At 75.0% G+C, this 18313-nt stretch carries 15 protein-coding genes and 1 pseudogene; 8 read left to right on the top strand and 8 right to left on the bottom strand.

All coding sequences use genetic code 11. The annotated features are described in order from the left end of the window. From ACFU74_RS28035 to ACFU74_RS28025, 3 genes and pseudogenes are all read right to left on the bottom strand, one after another. Window positions 1-366 (bottom strand): annotated as a pseudogene (locus tag ACFU74_RS28035) (hypothetical protein); the annotation flags it as partial. Window positions 367-372: 6 nt separating this feature from the next. Further along, a complete protein-coding gene (locus tag ACFU74_RS28030; protein ID WP_380761619.1) occupies window positions 373-4263 on the bottom strand; it encodes a glycosyltransferase in 3891 nt (1296 codons plus the stop codon). Between the two features lie 233 nt (window positions 4264-4496). After that, complete coding sequence (locus tag ACFU74_RS28025) at window positions 4497-4766, bottom strand: WhiB family transcriptional regulator (RefSeq protein WP_030310813.1); 270 nt, start codon at window positions 4764-4766, stop codon at window positions 4497-4499. Window positions 4767-5393: 627 nt separating this feature from the next. Between ACFU74_RS28025 and ACFU74_RS28020 the strand changes: the two genes are divergently transcribed. The 3 genes from ACFU74_RS28020 to ACFU74_RS28010 all read left to right on the top strand — a co-directional run bounded on the left by ACFU74_RS28020 (window position 5394) and on the right by ACFU74_RS28010 (window position 8429). Next, window positions 5394-6047 carry a cysteine dioxygenase gene (locus ACFU74_RS28020; protein ID WP_380761621.1) on the top strand — a complete coding sequence of 218 codons (654 nt, stop codon included), beginning with the start codon at window positions 5394-5396 and terminating at the stop codon, window positions 6045-6047. A gap of 82 nt (window positions 6048-6129) precedes the next feature. Continuing rightward, window positions 6130-7140, top strand: coding sequence for a 2-phospho-L-lactate transferase (gene cofD, locus ACFU74_RS28015; RefSeq protein ID WP_380761617.1), 1011 nt, complete (start codon window positions 6130-6132; stop codon window positions 7138-7140). Continuing rightward, a complete protein-coding gene (locus tag ACFU74_RS28010; RefSeq protein WP_380761615.1) occupies window positions 7137-8429 on the top strand; it encodes a coenzyme F420-0:L-glutamate ligase in 1293 nt (430 codons plus the stop codon). Before cofD ends, ACFU74_RS28010 begins: the two co-directional genes overlap by 4 nt. Before the next feature lie 3 nt (window positions 8430-8432). Here ACFU74_RS28010 and ACFU74_RS28005 read toward each other — a convergent pair whose 3' ends face one another. The 3 genes from ACFU74_RS28005 to ACFU74_RS27995 are packed head-to-tail and all read right to left on the bottom strand — an operon-like array spanning window position 8433 to window position 9974. Continuing rightward, window positions 8433-8702 (bottom strand): type II toxin-antitoxin system RelE/ParE family toxin, encoded by a 270-nt coding sequence (locus ACFU74_RS28005; protein WP_380761613.1) that lies wholly within the window; start codon window positions 8700-8702, stop codon window positions 8433-8435. Beyond that, on the bottom strand, window positions 8699-8971 hold the full coding sequence (locus tag ACFU74_RS28000; protein ID WP_380761611.1) for a type II toxin-antitoxin system Phd/YefM family antitoxin: 273 nt from the start codon (window positions 8969-8971) through the stop codon (window positions 8699-8701). The genes ACFU74_RS28005 and ACFU74_RS28000 overlap by 4 nt, the downstream gene beginning before the upstream one ends. A gap of 46 nt (window positions 8972-9017) precedes the next feature. Then, complete coding sequence (locus tag ACFU74_RS27995; protein ID WP_380761609.1) at window positions 9018-9974, bottom strand: DNA-3-methyladenine glycosylase family protein; 957 nt, start codon at window positions 9972-9974, stop codon at window positions 9018-9020. Between the two features lie 39 nt (window positions 9975-10013). Between ACFU74_RS27995 and ACFU74_RS27990 the strand changes: the two genes are divergently transcribed. From ACFU74_RS27990 to ACFU74_RS27975, 4 genes are all read left to right on the top strand, one after another. After that, the gene (locus tag ACFU74_RS27990) at window positions 10014-10505 is read left to right on the top strand and encodes an SgcJ/EcaC family oxidoreductase (protein ID WP_380761607.1); all 492 of its coding nucleotides are present in this window, start codon (window positions 10014-10016) and stop codon (window positions 10503-10505) included. Between the two features lie 150 nt (window positions 10506-10655). After that, entirely contained in the window at window positions 10656-11447 is a 792-nt protein-coding gene (locus ACFU74_RS27985) for a TIGR03089 family protein (RefSeq protein ID WP_380761605.1), read from the top strand. 36 nt (window positions 11448-11483) lie between these two features. After that, a complete protein-coding gene (locus ACFU74_RS27980; RefSeq protein WP_380761603.1) occupies window positions 11484-12734 on the top strand; it encodes an LCP family protein in 1251 nt (416 codons plus the stop codon). Window positions 12735-12969: 235 nt separating this feature from the next. After that, on the top strand, window positions 12970-14643 hold the full coding sequence (locus tag ACFU74_RS27975) for an LCP family protein (RefSeq protein ID WP_380761601.1): 1674 nt from the start codon (window positions 12970-12972) through the stop codon (window positions 14641-14643). A 7-nt stretch (window positions 14644-14650) separates the two neighbouring features. Here ACFU74_RS27975 and ACFU74_RS27970 read toward each other — a convergent pair whose 3' ends face one another. After that, window positions 14651-15289, bottom strand: coding sequence for an acyltransferase (locus ACFU74_RS27970; RefSeq protein ID WP_380761599.1), 639 nt, complete (start codon window positions 15287-15289; stop codon window positions 14651-14653). Between the two features lie 85 nt (window positions 15290-15374). Continuing rightward, entirely contained in the window at window positions 15375-16415 is a 1041-nt protein-coding gene (locus ACFU74_RS27965) for a glycosyltransferase family 2 protein (protein ID WP_380761597.1), read from the bottom strand. 219 nt (window positions 16416-16634) lie between these two features. On the opposite strand from ACFU74_RS27965, the gene ACFU74_RS27960 reads away from it, so the two are divergent. Continuing rightward, the gene (locus ACFU74_RS27960) at window positions 16635-18206 is read left to right on the top strand and encodes an LCP family protein (protein ID WP_380761595.1); all 1572 of its coding nucleotides are present in this window, start codon (window positions 16635-16637) and stop codon (window positions 18204-18206) included. Window positions 18207-18313: the final 107 nt, after the last annotated feature.

Below are 18313 nucleotides of genomic sequence, written 5' to 3'. Positions count from 1 at the left end.
GGGCGCGGCCGCGTCGGAGAGCCAGCCGGCGCCGCCGGCGGCCACCCCCCCGCCCGGCGGGGTGTACGCGGTGAGGGTGGTGGAGCCGGTGAGGCCCTGGAGCGGCTGCGGGCAGACCGCGGTGCTCCGCTCGACCTGCGCCGAGGTGGCGGTGGCCAGGCCGGTGGCGGCCGGGGCGGCCGGCGGGCGGAGCTCGGCGATGCCGAACACCGCCGCGAGCACCACGCCCGCGGCCAGCAGCGACCGGGTGGTCCGCGCAGCGCCGGAGCCCTTCGGGGCGGGGGCGCCGTCGAGGGTCCCGGTGGACGCGGCCGCGGGGGCGGTGCCCGGCGCGGCGGACTTCTTCCTGAAGGCGGGCTTCTTCATCGCGGGTCAGCTCCCCGATCCGTGGTGGTGCGGGTACCGGCCGGGGCCGTGCGGGCCGTTCGGGTCATGGGGCTCGTTCGGGTCCGGCTGTTCGTAGTAGGGCTCGGCCTGCTGCTGTCCGGGCACCCAGGGCTGCTGGCCGACCTGCTGGCCCGCCTGCTGCCGGCCCATCTGCTGGTACGGGTCGTAGCCGTACTGCTGGTCCGCCGGGTACGCCGGGTAGCCCTGCTGCTGGTAGCCGTCCTGGCCGCCGTACCCCTGGCCGCCGTACGGCCCGCCCACCGGCTGCTGCGCGGCGTAGGGGTCGTAGCTGTACGGGTCGGCCTGCGGGTACGCCTGGTACGGGTCGGTGTACGGCTCGGCCTCCTGCGCGGCGGCGGCCGCCTGGACCGCCGCGGCCGCCGGTTCGACGGCGGACTGCGCCGGAATCGCCCCCGGCCGGCCCTCGTACACCCCGGCGTCCGGCTCGTCGGTGTCCGGGGCCTCGACCTCGGCGCCCTCGCCGCGCTCGGCCATCCGGCGGGCCCGGCGGCTGCCGGGGGCCGGGGCCTGCGCCTGGGCGGCGGCGGCCAGCGCGGCGGCCTCGACCACGTCCTCGGGCAGGTCGTCGTCCTTGTGGCTGCGCCGGCCGGGCAGGGCCAGCACCAGGACGGTCAGGCCGAGCAGCAGCTGGGCCCAGATCCAGCCGGTGTGCAGCAGGCTGCCCTCCCGGGTGACGACCAGCTTGCCGCCGCCCGCCGGGAGCTTGAAGCCCTGCGCCCAGCCGTCGACGGTGACCGGCTCCAGGGCGGTGCCGTCCAGGGTGGCCTTCCACTGCGGGGCGGCGGACTCGGCGAGCCGCAGCACCCGGCCCTCGGGGCCGGCCGGCAGCGTGGTGTCGAGGTCGCGCTCGCCGGACGGGACGACCACGGGGACGGTGCCCGGGGCGGTGATGAGCGCGCGGGTGGCGGGGGTGCCGTCGACCTGCCAGAGCGCGGCGCCGCCGTCCTGGTTGGCCTTGACCAGGCCGGGGGTGGTGTCCAGGACGTCCTTGAAGGCGCCGATCAGCGGCTGGTCGACCAGCACGTAGGCGATGCCGTAGCGAGAGAGCGCGCCCGCCTGGTCGGCGCCGGAGCCGGCCAGCAGGCTGCCGACCGTGCGGTCCAGGCCGGCCGTGGTGCCGGTGGCCGGGTCGACGGTGGACTCGGCCTGGCCGAGCGTCAGACCGGCACCGCGGACCACGGTGTAGGCGACCGAGCCGCCCTTCGGGTCGCCGGTGACGACCAGGGTGCGGGAGCGGTCGGTGGTGCCGGCCTGCTCGGCGATGAACGCGGGCACCTGGTCGCCGCGGCCGCGGTGCAGCGGGCCGTCGGCGCCGGTGACGGCCCACCAGAGGCCGGTGCCCAGCGGGGCGAGCAGCGCGGCGGCCACCACCAGGGCTGCGACCGGCTGGCGCCAGCCGAAGGCGATGCCGGCCACGCGGGCGTTGGCGCCGTCGGCGCCGATCGCGGCGGCGGCCAGCAGGGCGACGCCGGCCAGCAGGGTGGCGGGGCCGGACCACGCGGGCACGGCCGGGCCGCCGGAGGCCGGGGTGACCGAGGTGCCGGCCACCGCGACGGCGAACAGCAGTCCGGCGCCGGCCGCGCCCCAGGCGGCGAGCACCGCGCGGCGGCGGTCGGCGCGCAGCAGGGCGGCCAGCGCGGCGAGCACCACGCCCGCGGAGAGCCAGACCGGCGGCACCCCGGCGCCGCCCGGGTTGACCAGCAGCAGTCCGGTGGCGGTCGGGCCGGCGCCGTGCAGGCCGGGCAGGCCCGCCTCCAGCAGCAGCCACTGGGGGTGCGCGAGCACCTGGAGCGACCAGGGCGCCAGCACGCCGACCGGCACCGCGAGGATCACCAGGACGCGCAGGCCGAGCAGCCGCAGCGCGGTGACGCCGGAGCCGAAGGCGCCGCCGCGGACCACGGCGGTGACCAGCATCGCCAGGCAGAGCGGGACGGCCAGCGCCCAGACCAGCGGGACGAAGGCGGTGGCCAGGGTGAGCAGCAGGACGGTCATCCAGGCCGGGCGCCAGCCGGGGCGGGCGCCCTTGGCGGCGCTCTCGTCGCGGATGCCGAGGCCCGCGGTGATCGCGGCGGCGCGGGCCAGCGGCGGCAGCAGCACGGCGAGGACGGCGGTGCCGATCCGGCCCTGGGCGAGCGCGCCGGTCGCGGCGGGCAGCAGCGCGTAGGTGGCGCTGGCCCAGGCGCGGACCAGCTTGGAGTCGATCAGCGGCCGGGAGACAAGGTAGGCGCTGACGGCGGAGAGCGGGACGGCGAGGACGACCAGCAGGGTGACCGCGAGGTCCGCGTGGTCGAACAGCATCCAGGAGAGGATCGACAGCACCGCGAGGTAGGGCGGTGCGGCGGCAGTGGAGCCGGTTCCGACGGGGTGCCAGGCGTCGGCGTAGGCCGACCAGAGCCCGGCCGCGCCGTCGGTGGCGGGCAGCAGGGCGCCGCCGAACAGGGCGTCACCGCCGAGCAGGCCGCGGCAGGCGACCAGGGCGAACACCAGCAGGGCCGCGAACAGCACCGGGGCGGGGCGCCGGACGAGCTTCTTGACGAGCGCGAACTGCTCGACGACCAGGTCCTCGGCGTCCTCGTCGCCGCCGGCCTCGGCGGTGCCGTGCCGGCCGGCGCCGGCGTCGTCGCCGCCCCCTATGCCGAGCGAGCCGATGGCGCCCTCGACGGCGAGCCGGGCGGTGGCGCCGGGTGCGGGGAAGAGCGTGCGGTCGTCCAGGGCGTCGGCGGCGCGGCTGCGGGCGCGGCGTTTGCGGGCGGCCAGCAGCCGGGGCAGCCGGACGAGTTCGTGGCCGAGGCCGGCGAGTTCGTCGAAGGCCTGCTTGGGGTCCTTGCCGAGCAGGTTGGCGACCACCCGCAGCAGGGTGCCGAGCACCAGCCGCAGCAGGACGTAGGGGAAGAGCGCGCCCTTGGAGTTGGCGAGCAGCGTGTAGACGGCGCCGGCCTTGTCCACCCGGTGCGGGTGGACGGGGCCGCAGTCGATGGCGCGGCGCTCGCGGCTGGCGGCCTCGGCGTGCCGGAGCACGGCGTCCGGGGCGACCACGACGCGGTGGCCGGCGGCGTTGACCCGCCAGCAGAAGTCGGTGTCGTCGCGCATCAGCGGCAGCGCCCGGTCGAAGCCGCCGAGTTCCTCGAAGACGTCGCGGCGCACCAGCATGCCGGCGGAGGAGACGGCGAGCACCGGGCGCACCTGGTCGTGCTGGCCCTGGTCCTGCTCGCGGCGGTCGAGCCCGGTCCAACGGCGGCCGGAGCGGGCGATGCTGACGCCGACCTCCAGCAGCTGCCGGCGGTCGTACCAGCTGCGCAGCTTGGGGCCGACGACGGCGGCGCTGGGGGTGGAGTCGGCGACCTGGAGCAGTCGGCGCAGCGCGTCGGTCTGCGGCTCGCAGTCGTCGTGCAGCAGCCAGAGCCACTCGACGGGCCGGGTCTCCCGGGGGCCGCCGCGGCCGAGGTCGTCCTGCTCGCCGAGGGGGTCGCCGAAGTCGTCCCAGCCGCCGGTGACCGGGTCGTAGCCGGAGGGGTCGAGCCGGTAGGGGAGGTCCTCGGGGCGCAGCGGGGGGCTGTTGAAGACGGCCTCGGCGACGGCGGTGCCGAAGCCGGCCCGGCGGCCGAGGACGGTCGGGCCGCTCTCCGGGAGCCAGTCGGCGAGGGTCTCGGCGAGCAGGCGCGGGGAGTCGTCGGTGGAACCGGTGTCGACGGCGAGGACGCGCTGGACCTGGCGGTCCTGGCCGAGCAGGCCGGCGAGGGCCCGGGGCAGCCAGCGGGCGCCGTCGTGCGAGACGATCACGGCGGTGACCAGGTGGCGCGGGTAGGCGGGCGGCCTGCTGGAGGAGAGGCCGCTCTGGTGGCTGTAGACGGTCATCGCGTGCGCGGGCCCCAGTTCTCGGTGGACACAGCCGGTGAACGGCAACCGGATGGCGCACCACACTAACGGCTCCCGGTGGCGGCTCCGTCCACGGTGTCCGCCCCGGCGCCCGTCCGGGAACGCGAAAGCGCCTCACCACCCGTGGTGAGGCGCTTCGTCGCCGGCCGCCCGTGCGGGCCGGTGGTTCGAGGATCCGGGGTCCGGTGATCCGGGGGACGCGTCCACCCCGTTCAGACGGCGCTCTTCTTGAGCCGGCGGCGCTCGCGCTCGGAGAGGCCGCCCCAGATGCCGAAGCGCTCGTCATTGGCGAGGGCGTACTCCAGGCACTCGGAGCGGACCTCGCAGGCGAGGCAGACCTTCTTGGCCTCGCGCGTGGAGCCGCCCTTCTCGGGGAAGAAGGATTCCGGGTCGGTCTGGGCGCACAGCGCGCGCTCCTGCCAGCCGAGTTCCTCTTCCTCCTCGATGCCGTCACCGATCAACAGCTCAAAGAGCTCGCTCATGTGGCGCGCCTCCTCTGCCCCTATTGGCATCCCCGTGGTTGCCGTTGCCTCGTGCGGCCGACGACACGAGTGAAATTACAGTTGCGTCACTCTGGCCCAGTCAAGCCGAGCTCTGGTATTGGGGCCAGGATTCACTCCCCGGCACCAAGCCGTTACGAATAGTGTACATAACCGGACACATCGGACCTCCGCCCGATTGCCCTCGAAGGCCGGTGAACCCTTCGCGACCGGGGGCCGGGTGACGCGCAGTCACCGCCACAGGCCGGTCACCGCCCTCTCTTCCCGGCGATCTTCCCATCGAAACATAGAGGGTGATTTATCACCCCATCGGGTACTTCATGACCCATCTCCCCCGAATGTCCGCTCTCGCCGAGTTGACAGCGCCCCCGCGGATGCGATCTCCTTGCCCCCATGTCAGAGTTCGCCAGCCCCCGGAGCGGTTCCGCCCTCCGCCGTGCCGCGAACTCCTGTTGTCGCCTCTGTTCCTGCCGCTGTATCTAGGCGCCCGCCGTCCCGCCGCGCGCCGCCCAGGAAGCACAGAGGCCGCCCGCGATTCCCGCCCCAGGACATCCCGGATCCGGCTGATCCCCTGACGACCCAGCCCTTCCGAGGACGACTCCCGTGCGAATGATCCGCATCCGCAAGCGGAACCGCGACCGCAGCAAGCTCGCCCGACACACCCTCCGCGCCGTCACCCGCCCCGTCGCCCCCTCCCCGGCCGCCCGCCCCGGTGGCCACCCCGGCGACCACCCGTGGGCCGACGGCCTCAGCGACGTCTCCATCGCCGGCGACCCGCTGGCCTTCCCGCACCTCGCCCGCACCGACCTGCCCGGGCACCCCGTCACCGTCGCCGACCACTCCCGGCTGGTCCGCGAGATCGCCGCCGACCGCGCCCGCTGGGAGCCGCTGGTCCGCTACGACGCACTCACCCGCTGGTACGCCCGGCTGGAGACCGGCCCCGGCTACGAGGTCTGGCTGCTCAGCTGGCTGCCCGGCCAGAGCAGCGGCCTGCACGACCACGGCGCCTCCTCCGGCGTGATGACCGTCGTCCGGGGCGAGCTCGTGGAACGCTCCCTGACGCACGCCGGCGACGGCGCCCGGACGCTGCGCCCCGGAGGCCAGCGGGTGTTCTCCGCCGGGTACCTGCACGAGGTGGTCAACGGCTCGCTGGAGCCGGCCGTCTCCATCCACCTCTACAGCCCCGGCCTGACCGAGATGAACCAGTACGGCGGCACGGCCGTCCCCGAGCAGCACCCGCAGGCGTCCGCCGAGGTCGGCTGAGGCCGGCCGGGCCCGCCGGGGCACGGCGGCGGACGGTCGAGGACCGGGCTGACGACCCGTCGGCGCGTGGCAGGATGGGCGCATGCGCATCGTGGCACTGGCAGGCGGGATCGGCGGAGCGCGTTTCCTGCGCGGACTCCGGGAGGCCATCGGTCCCGAGGACGAGATCACCGTCATCGGCAACACCGGTGACGACATCCACCTCTACGGGCTGAAGGTCTGCCCCGACCTCGACACCGTCATGTACACCCTCGGCGGCGGCATCCACGAGGAGCAGGGCTGGGGCCGGACCGACGAGACCTGGTCCATCAAGGCCGAGATGAAGGAGTACGGCGTCGGGCCCGAATGGTTCGGGCTCGGCGACCGCGACTTCGCCACCCACCTCGTGCGCAGCCAGATGCTCACCGCCGGCTACACCCTCAGCCAGGTCACCGAGGCGCTCTGCGTGCGCTGGCGGCCCGGGGTGCGGCTGCTGCCGATGAGCGACGACCGGGTCGAGACCCATGTGCGGATCACCGACGACCAGGGCACCCGGGCGATCCACTTCCAGGAGTACTGGGTCAGGCTGCACGCCGCCGTCGACGCCGAGGCGATCGTGCCGATCGGCGCGGACACCGCCAAGCCGGCGCCCGGCGTGCTGGAGGCGATCGCCGACGCCGACGTCATCCTCTTCCCGCCGTCCAACCCGGTCGTCTCGATCGGCACCATCCTCGCCGTGCCGGGCATCCGGGCCGCCGTCGCCGCGGCGTCCGCCCCGGTGGTCGGGCTCTCCCCGATCATCGGCGGGGCACCGGTGCGGGGCATGGCCGACAAGGTGCTCGCCGCCGTCGGCGTCGAGACCACCGCCGAGGCGGTCGCGCTGAACTACGGCAGCAGGGCAGCGCTGCGAAGCAGCACGAGCGAGGGCGGTGGTGGGCGACGGGAGGGCCTCATCGACGGGTGGCTGGTGGACACCGCGGACGAGGCCGCCGTCGCCGCCGTCGAGGCCGGCGGGATCGCCTGCCGGGCCGTCCCGCTGCTGATGACCGACGTCCCCGCCACCGCCGAGATGGCCCGGGCCGCCCTCGCGCTCGCCGAGCAGGTGCGCGGATGACCTTCCAGGTCCTCCCCGTCGACGGGCTGCCCGAGATCGACGCCGGCTGCGACCTCGCCGGGCTGATCGCCAAGGCCGCCGAGTACCGGGACGGCGACATCCTGCTGGTCACCTCCAAGGTGGTCAGCAAGGCCGAGGGCCGGGTGCTGGAGGCCGCCGACCGGGAGGCCGCGATCGACGCCGAGACCGTCCGGCTGGTCGCCCGGCGCGGCAGCACCCGGATCGTCGAGAACCGCAACGGCCTGGTCATGGCCGCCGCCGGGGTGGACGCCTCCAACACCGCCCCCGGCACCGTGCTGCTGCTGCCCGAGGACCCGGACGCCTCCGCCCGCGCGCTGCGCGCCCGGCTCCAGCGGCTGACCGGGCGCCGGCTCGCCGTCGTCCTCACCGACACCTTCGGCCGGCCCTGGCGCAACGGGCTCACCGACGTCGCCATCGGCGCCGCCGGGCTGCCCGTCGTCGAGGACCACCGGGGCCGCACCGACTCGCACGGCAACGAGCTGGCGCAGACCGTCACCGCCACCGCCGACGAGCTCGCCGCCGCCGCCGACCTGGTGAAGGGCAAGGCCACCGGCACCCCGGTCGCCGTGGTGCGCGGCCTCGGCCACCTGGTCACCGACGAGGACGGCGAGGGCGCCCGGCCGCTGATCCGGCCCGCCGCCGAGGACATGTTCCGGCTCGGCACCTCCGAGGCGATCCGGCAGGCCGTCACCCAGCGGCGCACCGTCCGCGCCTTCACCGCCGAGCCGGTCGACCCGCAGGCCGTCCGGCGCGCGGTCGCCGCCGCGGCCACCGCGCCCGCGCCGCACCACACCACGCCGTGGCGGTTCGTCCTGCTGGAGACCCCCGAGGTGCGGACCCGGCTGCTGGACGCGATGCTCGCCGCCTGGCGCCGCGACCTCGCCGAACTGGACGGCTGGGACGAGGAGAAGATCGCCCGCCGCACCGCCCGCGGCAACGTCCTGCGGGACGCCCCCTACCTGGTGGTGCCCTGCCTGGTGATGGACGGCTCGCACGACTACCCCGACGAGCGCCGCGCCACCGCCGAGCGGGAGATGTTCACCGTCGCGGTCGGCGCCGCCGTGCAGAACCTCCTGGTCACCCTGGCCGGCGAGGGCTACGGCTCGGCCTGGGTCTCCTCCACCATGTTCTGCCGCGACACCGTCCGCACCGCCCTGGACCTCCCCGGCACCTGGGACCCCATGGGCGCCGTCGCCGTCGGCCACCCCGCCGAACCCCCCCGCCCCCGGCCCGACCGCACGGCGGACGCCTTCATCGAGGTCCGGTAGGAGTCAGAGCCGGCGGTACACGTCCCGGCGATTGCCGACGTTGACCACGAGGATGATCATCCGGCCCCCCTCCACCTCGTAGACCACGCGGTAGGCGCCCACCCGCAGGCGGTAGAGGCCGACGTGTCCGGCCAGCTTCTTCACACCGAGGCCCTCGGCGAACGGGTCGTCGCCGAGGGCCGTCAGTGCGGTGAGGATTCGCATGGCCTCGACCTGACCGATCACCCTCAACTGGCGCTGAGCGTGCGTGGTGAAGCGGAAGGCGTATTTCACGCGGCGCTCCCGGCCGAGTCCGGAGGCGACTCGAAGAGGTCGGCCAGCAACTCCGCCATGCTGACCGTGGGGTCATTGCGGTGCACTTCGGCCTCCCTGGCGGCGAGCTCGTCCGCCGCTGCCTCTATGGCGTCGAGGACCTCGATCGGCACCACCGCGCCGACGCGTTCGCCTTTGCGGGTGATCACCGTGATCTCACCGGACTCGGCCTTGGTGACGACCTCGGCGAGGTGGGCTCGGGCTTCACGGATGCTCAGCGATTCAGCCATGGGTCGAGCGTACACCTGGAGGTGTACACCACGGGAGTGTCTCGCATCAGCGGTGGCGGTGGTCGTTGGGGGTGAGGCGGGGGCCGAAGCGGGGGGCGTGGGTGCCGGCGGCGAGGACGATCCGGCACAGGCGGTGGCGGTGCGGGCGGTAGGGCTCAAGGAGGGCCAGCATCTGGGCGTCGTCGCTGCGGACCCGGCCCGCCAGCGCCCAGCCGACCGTGTTGGGCAGGTGGAAGTCGCCGACCGAGACCGCGTCGGCGTCGCCGTTGCTGCGCTGGAGGGTCTCGGCGGCCGTCCAGACGCCGATGCCCGGGACGGCGGTGAGCCGGGCGAAGGACGCCTCGTGGTCCATCCCGGAGGCCTCCTCCAGCCGGGCCGCCAGCCGGACGGCGCGCTGGATCGTGGCCGAGCGCTTCGGGTCCACGCCCGCGCGGTGCCAGTCCCAGCTCGGCACCTGCGACCACTCGCGGGCCGAGGGCGCCGCCCACAGCTCCTCGACCGGCCCGGGCGCCGGGGTGCCGTAGGAGCGCAGCAGGGCGCGCCAGGCGCGGTAGGCCTCACCGGTGGTGACCTTCTGCTCCAGGATCGCCGGCACCAGGGACTCCATGACCAGGCCGGTCCTGACCAGCCGCACGCCGGCCACCTCGCGCTGGGCCTCGCGCAGCGGGCCGGGCGGCAGGACCAGGCCCGCCGGGTCGTCGCCCTCGCCGAGCAGCCCGGGCAGCCGGTCGAGCAGCCACTGCGCGCCCGGGCCCCAGGCGCCCGCCTCGACCACGCCCTCGGCGGGGCGGGCGAGCACCCGCAGGGTGCCGATTCCGGCCGGGGTGCGGGAGGCGCGCCAGACGGCGCCGTCGGCGGTCGTCCGGTACGCCGGGTCGGCCGGGCCGCGGCGCAGCGGGAGCAGGGTGCGGGCCACGTCCAGCGGGAAGCCGGGCCGCCAGCGGCGCACCGCCGCGGTGCCGTCGGCGGCCGCCCTGGGGGCGGGCACGCTGCCGCCGTTCATCGTCGTGCGCCTCCTCCGTTGTCCGCCGACCATGGGGATATGAACGATACGCGGGTGGCGGGGTTGGCCCCAGGTGACGAGAGCGCCGTGCGGGCCCTCTACCACCGGGTGCTGGAGGGCTGGAACCAGCGGGACGGCGCGGCCTTCGCCGGTCCGTTCGCCGCGGACGGCGAGGTGATCGGCTTCGACGGGACCAGGCACTCCGGCCGCTCGGTGATGGCCGCCGAGCTCGGGCGGATCTTCGCCGACCACGCGACGCCCGAGTACGTCGCCAAGGTCCGGCGGGTGCGGGCGCTGGCGCCGGGGGTGGCGCAGCTGGACGCGGTCGCCGGCCTGGTGCCGGACGACGCACAGGACGTGGACCCCGCGCTGAACGCACTGCAGACGGTGATCGCGGTCAACGCGGGGGCGGGCTGGCGGATCGCGCTGTGGCAGACCACCCCCGCCCGGTACGACCGGCGGCCCGACCTCGCGGAGGCGCTGACCGCCGAACTGCGGGAGCTGGTCGCACGCGGGCCGGGACCGGGGTGAGGGGGCGTCCGGGAGCGCTCCGGCGGGCGGAGCGGAAAGTGCCCGTAAGCCGGATGTTCACGGGATCTCGACCCGCCCGCCACGCCGCCCGGCGCCGCCGCCACCACCCCTCCCGGACGTCCGCCCGAAGGCCGTAGGCTGGGGCGCACCATGACTTCGCCTTTCGCTGCCGATGCCCGCACCCCCGTCGAGCTGCTGCACGCTTACCTGCGAGGTGGCACTCCCTCAGTCGACCCCGCGGCCCCGCTGGTCACCTTCTACGACGACGCCAGCGGCGAACGCGTCGAGCTCTCCGCCCGGACCTTCGACAACTGGGTGGCCAAGACCGCCAACCTGCTCCAGGACGAGCTCAACGCCGGTCCCGGCGACCGCGCCGCGCTGCTCCTCCCGGCCCACTGGCAGAGCGCCGTCTGGCTGCTCGCCTGCTGGTCGGTCGGGGTGGCGGCGGTGCCGGGCGGCGACCCGGCCGCCGCCGACCTGGTGGTCAGCGGCCCGGACGGCCTGGAAGCCGCCCAGGCCTGCGAGGGCGAGCGGGTGGCGCTCGCGCTGCGTCCGCTCGGCGGGCGGTTCCCGCAGCGTCCGGACGGCTTCCTGGACTACGCGGCCGAGGTGCCCGGCCAGGGCGACCGGTTCGCCCCCTACTCCCCCGTCACCCCGGACGCCCCTGCGCTGGAGACCTCGGTCGACGGCCTGCCGCTGAAGCTGACCGGGGAGCAGACCGTCCAACTGGCCCGCGAGGGCGCGGCCCGGCTGGGCGTGGGGCCGGGCGACCGGGTGCTGTCCACCCTCTCCTTCGACGACTGGGCGGGCCTGGAGGCCGGACTGCTGGCGCCGCTGGCGGCCGGTGCGTCGGTGGTGCTCTGCCGCAACTCGGACGGCCTGGACGCCGCCCAGTGGGAGAAGCGGGTGGAATCCGAACGGGTGACACTGCGCCTCGGGTAACCCCCGGCCCCGGCCCGGCGGGTAGGGATGCCTGCCATGGCCGAGGACGACACCGAGCACCCCCCGACCGAACGCCCCCCGAGCGGGGAGGCCGGCGCCGCGGAGCCGGAAGCCATTGCGGAGGCTTCCGGCGGCCGACGGCGCCGCCGCCGGCGGTGGCTGATCATCACCGCCGGCGCCCTCGCGTTCCTGCTGGTCGCCTCCGGCACGCTGCTCTGGATCGCCTACCGCAAGCTCGACGGCAACATCCGCACCGACTCCACCACCGACCAGTTGCTGGCCCGGCTGGAGGCCGAGCGTCCCGCCCGGACCGCCGGGGCCCGCGGCGCGGAGAACCTGCTGCTGATCGGCAGCGACGACCGGACCGGCGCCAACGCCTCCTACGGCTCGGCCGGGGGCCAGCGCTCGGACACCACGATCCTGCTCCACCTGGCCGCCGACCGGCGGCACGCGACCGCGGTCTCCATCCCGCGTGACGTCATGGTGAGCGTCCCCGCCTGCGAGCAGCCGGACGGCACCCGCAGCCGGCCCGCGCTGATGCAGTTCAACGCGGCCTTCGAGACCGGCGGCCCGGCGTGCTCGATCCGGACCGTCGAGCAGCTCAGCGGCATCCGGATCGACCACTACGTGATCATCGACTTCACCGGCTTCAAGCGGATGGTGGACGCCGTCGACGGGGTCGAGGTGTGCGTCCCGCAGCCGATCCACGACAAGGACGCCAAGCTGGACCTGCCGGCCGGGCGGCAGACCCTGCGCGGCGAGCAGGCGCTGGGCTACGTCCGGGCCCGGGAGACCCTCGGCGACGGCAGCGACACCCAGCGGATGGGACGTCAGCAGCAGTTCCTCGCAGCGCTGATCCGCAAGGTGCAGTCGCAGGGCGTGCTGCTCAACCCGACCAAGCTGTGGCCGGTACTGGACGCGGCCACCTCCTCGGTGCGGGCCGACGGCGGGCTGTCCTCGCTGGGCGCGCTGTACGACCTGACCCAGGACCTGCGAGGAATCCCGTCCTCGGACGTGACCTTCCTGACGGCGCCTCGGCAGCCGTACCGGTTCGACTCGGACCGGGACGAGTTCGTGCAGCCGCAGACCACCCAGCTGTTCGCGGCGCTGCGGGACGACCGGCCGGTGGAGGTGCGGCCCCCGGGGTCGGGCCCGTCGCCGACGGCCCAGCCGGCCCCGCTGGCCTCCCGGACGGCGTCGCCGTCGCCCTCCCCGTCACTGAGCGTCAGCACTCCGCCGTCGTTCGAGGGGCGGACGGCCGACGTGGACGCGTGCGCGGTGCACTGACCCTCGACGAAGCGGATCAGCGGTTCATCGGATCACCATTCCGTACACGGATCATGATCTTGAAAGGTTCTCACCGGAAATTCCCAGCACCTGATTCACCTGCGGAATTGCCGTTCAGCGCCATGGCGGAGATCACACCAGGAACAATTCCCCCACCCGGCTCGTCTAGGGTGTCCGAGTCGGTCGCGCAATTCGCGCACCGGCCGGAGGACCGGTCGGAGGGAGGGGAACACCCGTGCAGCAGGACATCCACGGCGTCACGCCGGACGCCGGGCGGACCCCGCCCGACCCGGCCCGGGGCATCCCCGTCCAGCGCCGGCGCACCCCCGAGACCGCGGCCGAGGCCGAGGCCGCGACCGGGGGCACCACCGGCGGCACGGCGGGGGGCGGCCGGGCCGACCGGCGCCGGGCGCGCGGCGCGGCCCGGCGCAACCGACGCCGAAGGCTGCTGAAGTGGACCGGCGGCCTCTCCGCGTTCGTCCTGGTGGCCGGCTGCGGCGGCGCGTACTACGCGTACCAGCACTTCAACAACAACATCACCGCCGTCAAGGTGCAGCTGGGCAACGAGGCGGAGCGGCCCAAGCCGGTCGGCGACGCCATGAACATCCTGGTGATCGGCACCGACAGCCGGGCGGGCCTGGGCCGCGCGTACGGCGACGAGGGCAGCGCCGGGCACGCCGACACCACGATGCTGTTCCACGTCTCCAAGGACCGCAGCAACGCGACGGTGCTCAGCATCCCGCGCGACCTGATGGTGCCGGTCCCGGACTGCCAGGCGCCCGACGGGAGGACCATCCCCGGCACGGCGCGCACGATGTTCAACAACAGCCTCGGGCAGGAGGGCCGCGACCCGAGCTGCACCTGGAAGACCGTCGAGAAGATGACCGGCATCCGGATCGACCACTTCATGATGGTCGACTTCAACGCCGTGAAGACGCTCTCCACCGCCGTCGGCGGCGTCGAGGTCTGCGTGGCCAAGGACATCAACGACCCCGACTCGCACCTGAAGATGAGCAAGGGCCGGCACGTCGTCCAGGGCGACGAGGCGCTCGCCTTCGTTCGTACCCGGCACGCCGTCGGACAGGGCGGCGACCTCTCCCGGATCCCGCTCCAGCAGCAGTTCATCAGCTCGATGATCCGCTCGGCCAAGAGCAACGACACCCTGACCGACCCGGCCAAGCTCTGGAAGCTCGCGGACGCCGCCACCAAGGCGCTCACCGTCGACTCCGGGATCGGCAGCGTCGACAAGCTGACCAGCCTCGCGCTGGACGTCAGCAAGGTCGACACCAGGAACATCACCTTCACCACCGTGCCGGTGCTGGACGACCCGGCGGACGAGAACCGGCTGGTGCTCAAGCAGCCGGACGCCGGGCAGCTGTTCTCGATGGTCGGGGGCGACCGGTCGCTGACCGAGACGGCGGCCACCGCTCCGGAGGCCCCCTCGGCCCCGGCGACCCCCTCGGCTCCGGCCACGTCGGCCGCCCCGACCACGACGGCTCCGACGGCTCCGGCGACTCCGGCGACTCCGGCGGCGGACGCGAAGGCGCTACGGGTGTCGGTGCGCAACGGCACCGGGACGCCCGGGCAGGCGCAGCAGGCCGTCGACCGGCTCCAGGCGCAGGGCTACACCCGGGCGGCGACCGCCGCCAACGCGCCGGTCGCGGCGGCCACCACCATCGCCCACCCGGCCGGGAAGGCCGCCGAGGCAACGGCGCTGGCCACCGCGCTGGGCCTGCCCGCCGACGCGGTCAGGGCGGACCCGAAGCTGGGCGCCAAGGACGGGCTGGTACTGGTGCTCGGCAAGGACGCGACGGCTGCCGCCGCGGCCGCCCCGAGCGCGCCGGTGACCGAGGCGCCCAAGGACCTCCAGCGGGTCCAGGCCGACGACACCGACGTCTGCGCGAAGTAGCCCGCCGTCAGGACGCGTCGGCCGGGGCGAGCACGCCGTCCGCCTCCCGGTACTCCTCGCCGGTGCGCGGGCAGCGCCATCGGTCCTCGCCGGCCGGCTCCAGCGGTTCGCCGGCCCGGCCGACCCACTTGATCCGGCGGGCCGGGACCCCGGCCACCAGCGCGAAGTCCGGGACGTCCCGGTGCACCACCGCGCCGGCCGCGACCAGGGCCCAGCGGCCCACCGTCACCCCGGCGACCAGCACGGCGCGGCCGCCGATCGAGCAGCCCCGACGGAGCGTCACCCCGCGGGCGTGCCAGTCGTCGCCGCGCTTGAGCCGGCCGTCGACGTCCACCGAGCGCGGATAGAGGTCGTTGGTGAGCACCGCGGCCGGGCCGACGAAGACGCCGTCCTCCAGCACCGCGGGCTCGTAGACCAGCGCGTGGTTCTGGAGCTTGACCCGGTCGCCGATGCGCACGCCGGGGCCGACGTAGGCGCCGCGGCCGATGATGCAGTCCGTTCCGATCACCGCGTCCTCGCGGACCTGGGCGAGGTGCCAGACGGTCGTCCCGGCGCCGAGCACCGCGCGCCCGTCGACGTCGGCGGTCGGCTCGACCCGGGCCCCGCCCTCGGAAACGGCGGCGGACCCGCCCTCAACTGTCCCCATGGCGCCCGACGATAGCGCCGGGCGGGGGAACGGGAGGGCGGGTCCGCGGGATTGGCCGATTGGTGCCGGGAAGGTCCGGCGGGCGTCAGCCCCGCTCGGCCACCACGTCGGTGGTGGCCGCGGCGCTGCTGCCTATCACCTTGCGGGCCAGTGAGCGCGGCGAGGTGAGGAAGCCGAAGCCCCAGCTGAGGTGCATGGTCGCGAAGGCCAGCGGGAGCAGCGCCTTCGCCTTGGGCGACAGGCCGCGGCCCTCGACCAGCGCGCCGACGCCTATGCCGAGCAGGTAGGCGGCGGGGCCGGCCAGGAAGGCCGGGTGGACGGCCGCGCCGAGCACCAGCCCGAGCACGACGCCGAGGAAGGCGGCCGGGGGCGCGAGGTAGCGCAGGTTGACCGAGCCCCGGTGGTAGCGGGTGACCACCCGGCGCCAGCGGCCGTAGTCCTTGTACTGCTTGGCCAGTGCCTTGACGCTGGGTCGGGGGCGGTAGGTGACGCGCAGCTGCGGGGTGAACCAGACCAGGCCGCCGTCCTGGCGGATGCGGTAGTTGAGCTCCCAGTCCTGGGCGCGGACGAACTCCTCGTTGTAGCCGCCGAGGCGCTCCAGCACCTCGCGCCGGAACACCCCGAGGTAGACGGTGTCCGCCGGGCCGGCCAGGCCGCCGGTGTGGAAGGCGGCGTTGCCGACCCCTATCTTGGAGGTCATCGCGACGGCGACCGCGTTCTCCCACTCGGTCTCGCCCTCGGCGTGCATGACGCCACCGACGTTGGCCGCGTCCATCTCGCAGAGCAGCCGGACCGCCGTGGTGATGTAGCCCGGCGTCAGCAGGCCGTGGCCGTCGACCCGGACCACGACGGGGTGGCGGGAGCCGCGGATCGCCGCGTTCAGTCCCGCGGGGGTGCGCCCGGTCGGATTCTCCACGGTCCGGACCCTCGGGTCCTCGGCCACGAGTTCGGCGGCGATCTGCGCGGTGCGGTCGGTGGACGGACCGAGGGCGATCACCACCTCCATCGGCCCGGCGTAGTCCTGTTCCAGGATGTGCCGGACGGCCGTACGCAGGTGTCGTTCCTCGTTGAGCACCGGCATGATCACGGAGACCGCCGGCAGCTCCTCAGCAGCCTTGGTGTTCATCGGGGCCAACCGTACCGGTGTGGATGGGGTGCCGTCTTGTCCCGGTCTGGGGCGCTGTGCCCGGCCCGGAGGCGGCCGTGTGCGAAGGATCGTCGACGAGACGTTCCACCTCGCCGGAGAGCACCAGGAGGAACGTTTCACCGATCGGGGCCCACCGTACAACCCGACCCCGGCGCGCCCTCACCCGGCCCGACCGAGGGCGCCCCTACCATCCGAGAGATGCCCGTCTCCCCCCTCTCCGCCCAGTCCGGAGGCCCGGCCGGCGCCTCGCCCGGACGGCGGCGGCGCCGCTGGCCCCTCCGGCTCGCCGCAGGCGTCGCGTTCGCCGTCCTCGCCACCTCCTGCGGTGGCTGGGCGGTCCTGCGCGGCATCGGGTCGATCGACCGGGTCGACGCCTTCACCGGTGACCGGGCCCGGCCGGCCGAGGACGGCTCCACCACCTTCCTCGTGGTCGGCACCGACGAGCGCGACGGCATCCCGGAGAAGACCCTGAAGAGCGTCCTGCACGCCGGGGGCGAGTCCTGCCACTGCACCGACACGATGATGATCGTCCAGCTCGCCGGGGACGGCTCCCGGGCCAGTGTGATCAGCATTCCGCGCGACTCCTATGTGGACATCCCCGCCCACCAAGACCCGGCGACCCACAAGGAGGTCCCGGCCGGCAAGGGGAAGATCAACGCGGCGTACGGGCTGGGCGGGCCGCAGCTGACCGTGGCCACCGTCGAGGAGAACACCGGGCTGCGGATCGACCACTACCTCCAGGTGAACTTCGCCGGGTTCGTCTCCGCCGTGGACGCCGTCGGCGGGGTCCGGGTCTGCACCTCCAAGCCGCTCAAGGACGAGTACTCGGGGCTGGACCTGCCGGCCGGCACCAGCACCCTGGACGGCGCGGGGGCGCTCAAGTACGTGCGCGCCCGGCACCTCGACGGCAGCGCCGACCTGGGGCGGATGCACCGGCAGCAGCGGTTCGTCGCCCAACTGCTGCACGAGGTGACCAGCAGCGGCACCCTGCTCAACCCGGTCCGGCTGGCCCGGGTCACGGACAGCCTGCTCGGCTCGGTCAAGGCGGACCAGGACCTCGCGGCCGACGACCTGATCACCCTGGCGGCCCGGATGAAGGACCTGACGGCCGGGCGGGCCGACTTCGCGACCGTGCCGCTGGCCTCGGTGGACCACCCGGTCGCCGGGTGGGGGTCGACGGTGCTGTGGGACGAGGAGCGGGCGGAGGAGCTGTTCGACGCCGTCCGGGAGGGACGTCCACTGACGGAGGGCGCGGGCGGGGCGACGGACGACCCCGGGGAGGGAGGTCCCCTGCCCCCTCCCTCCGGGGTTCCGGCCGCCGCGGTTCCGGCCGCCGTCGCACCGGAGCAGGTGCACGTCCAGGTGCTCAACGCGGCGGGGGTGGCGGGGCTGGGCGCCCGGGTCGACTCCGAGCTGCGACGGGCCGGGTTCGCCACCACCGGGGCTCCGTCCAACGCCCCGGCGGGCACGGCGGCCGGGCGGACGGTGATCCGCTACGACCCGCGCCGGGCCGACGCGGCACGGACGCTGGCGGGCGCGGTGCCGGAGGCCGAGCTGACCCCGGTGCCGGGGCTCGGGACGGTCCTCCAGCTGTACGCGGGCACGGACTACCCGGCGGCCGGGCCGACGGCCACCGCCACCCCCTTGTCCCCGGCGCCCGGTGCGGCGCCGTCCGGCCCGGTGGGAGAGCCGCACGCGGACGGGGCGGGAAGCGGCGGCGGGGCGGAGCCGGACGGCGTCGAGCGGGCGAGCGACATCATCTGCCCCTGAGGCGGAACGGCTCGCGCGAGAACGGCGAGGGGCAGGGTGCCGTCGGCCCCCCGGCCCCCCCCCCCCGCCGGGGGGGGGGGGGGGGCGCGGGGGGCGGGGGGGGCCGC

Source organism: Kitasatospora sp. NPDC057500 (assembly GCF_042802195.1).
In the GTDB taxonomy this organism is placed as follows: domain Bacteria; phylum Actinomycetota; class Actinomycetes; order Streptomycetales; family Streptomycetaceae; genus Kitasatospora.
Note: the sequence above shows the minus strand (reverse complement) of the source record. Positions and strands in the feature narration are given on the sequence as shown.

What these genes read in the sequence shown, in the direction of transcription:
- ACFU74_RS27965 (WP_380761597.1), bottom strand. Translation starts at nt 16,415, where the DNA reads ATGAACACCAAGGCTGCTGAGGAGCTGCCGGCGGTCTCCGTGATCATG.
- ACFU74_RS27970 (WP_380761599.1), bottom strand. Translation starts at nt 15,289, where the DNA reads ATGGGGACAGTTGAGGGCGGGTCCGCCGCCGTTTCCGAGGGCGGGGCC.
- ACFU74_RS28025 (WP_030310813.1), bottom strand. Translation starts at nt 4,766, where the DNA reads ATGAGCGAGCTCTTTGAGCTGTTGATCGGTGACGGCATCGAGGAGGAA.
- ACFU74_RS28030 (WP_380761619.1), bottom strand. Translation starts at nt 4,263, where the DNA reads ATGACCGTCTACAGCCACCAGAGCGGCCTCTCCTCCAGCAGGCCGCCC.
- ACFU74_RS28000 (WP_380761611.1), bottom strand. Translation starts at nt 8,971, where the DNA reads ATGGCTGAATCGCTGAGCATCCGTGAAGCCCGAGCCCACCTCGCCGAG.
- cofD (WP_380761617.1), top strand. Translation starts at nt 6,130, where the DNA reads ATGCGCATCGTGGCACTGGCAGGCGGGATCGGCGGAGCGCGTTTCCTG.
- ACFU74_RS28010 (WP_380761615.1), top strand. Translation starts at nt 7,137, where the DNA reads ATGACCTTCCAGGTCCTCCCCGTCGACGGGCTGCCCGAGATCGACGCC.
- ACFU74_RS28020 (WP_380761621.1), top strand. Translation starts at nt 5,394, where the DNA reads ATGATCCGCATCCGCAAGCGGAACCGCGACCGCAGCAAGCTCGCCCGA.
- ACFU74_RS27960 (WP_380761595.1), top strand. Translation starts at nt 16,635, where the DNA reads ATGCCCGTCTCCCCCCTCTCCGCCCAGTCCGGAGGCCCGGCCGGCGCC.
- ACFU74_RS27985 (WP_380761605.1), top strand. Translation starts at nt 10,656, where the DNA reads ATGACTTCGCCTTTCGCTGCCGATGCCCGCACCCCCGTCGAGCTGCTG.
- ACFU74_RS27995 (WP_380761609.1), bottom strand. Translation starts at nt 9,974, where the DNA reads ATGAACGGCGGCAGCGTGCCCGCCCCCAGGGCGGCCGCCGACGGCACC.
- ACFU74_RS27990 (WP_380761607.1), top strand. Translation starts at nt 10,014, where the DNA reads ATGAACGATACGCGGGTGGCGGGGTTGGCCCCAGGTGACGAGAGCGCC.
- ACFU74_RS27980 (WP_380761603.1), top strand. Translation starts at nt 11,484, where the DNA reads ATGGCCGAGGACGACACCGAGCACCCCCCGACCGAACGCCCCCCGAGC.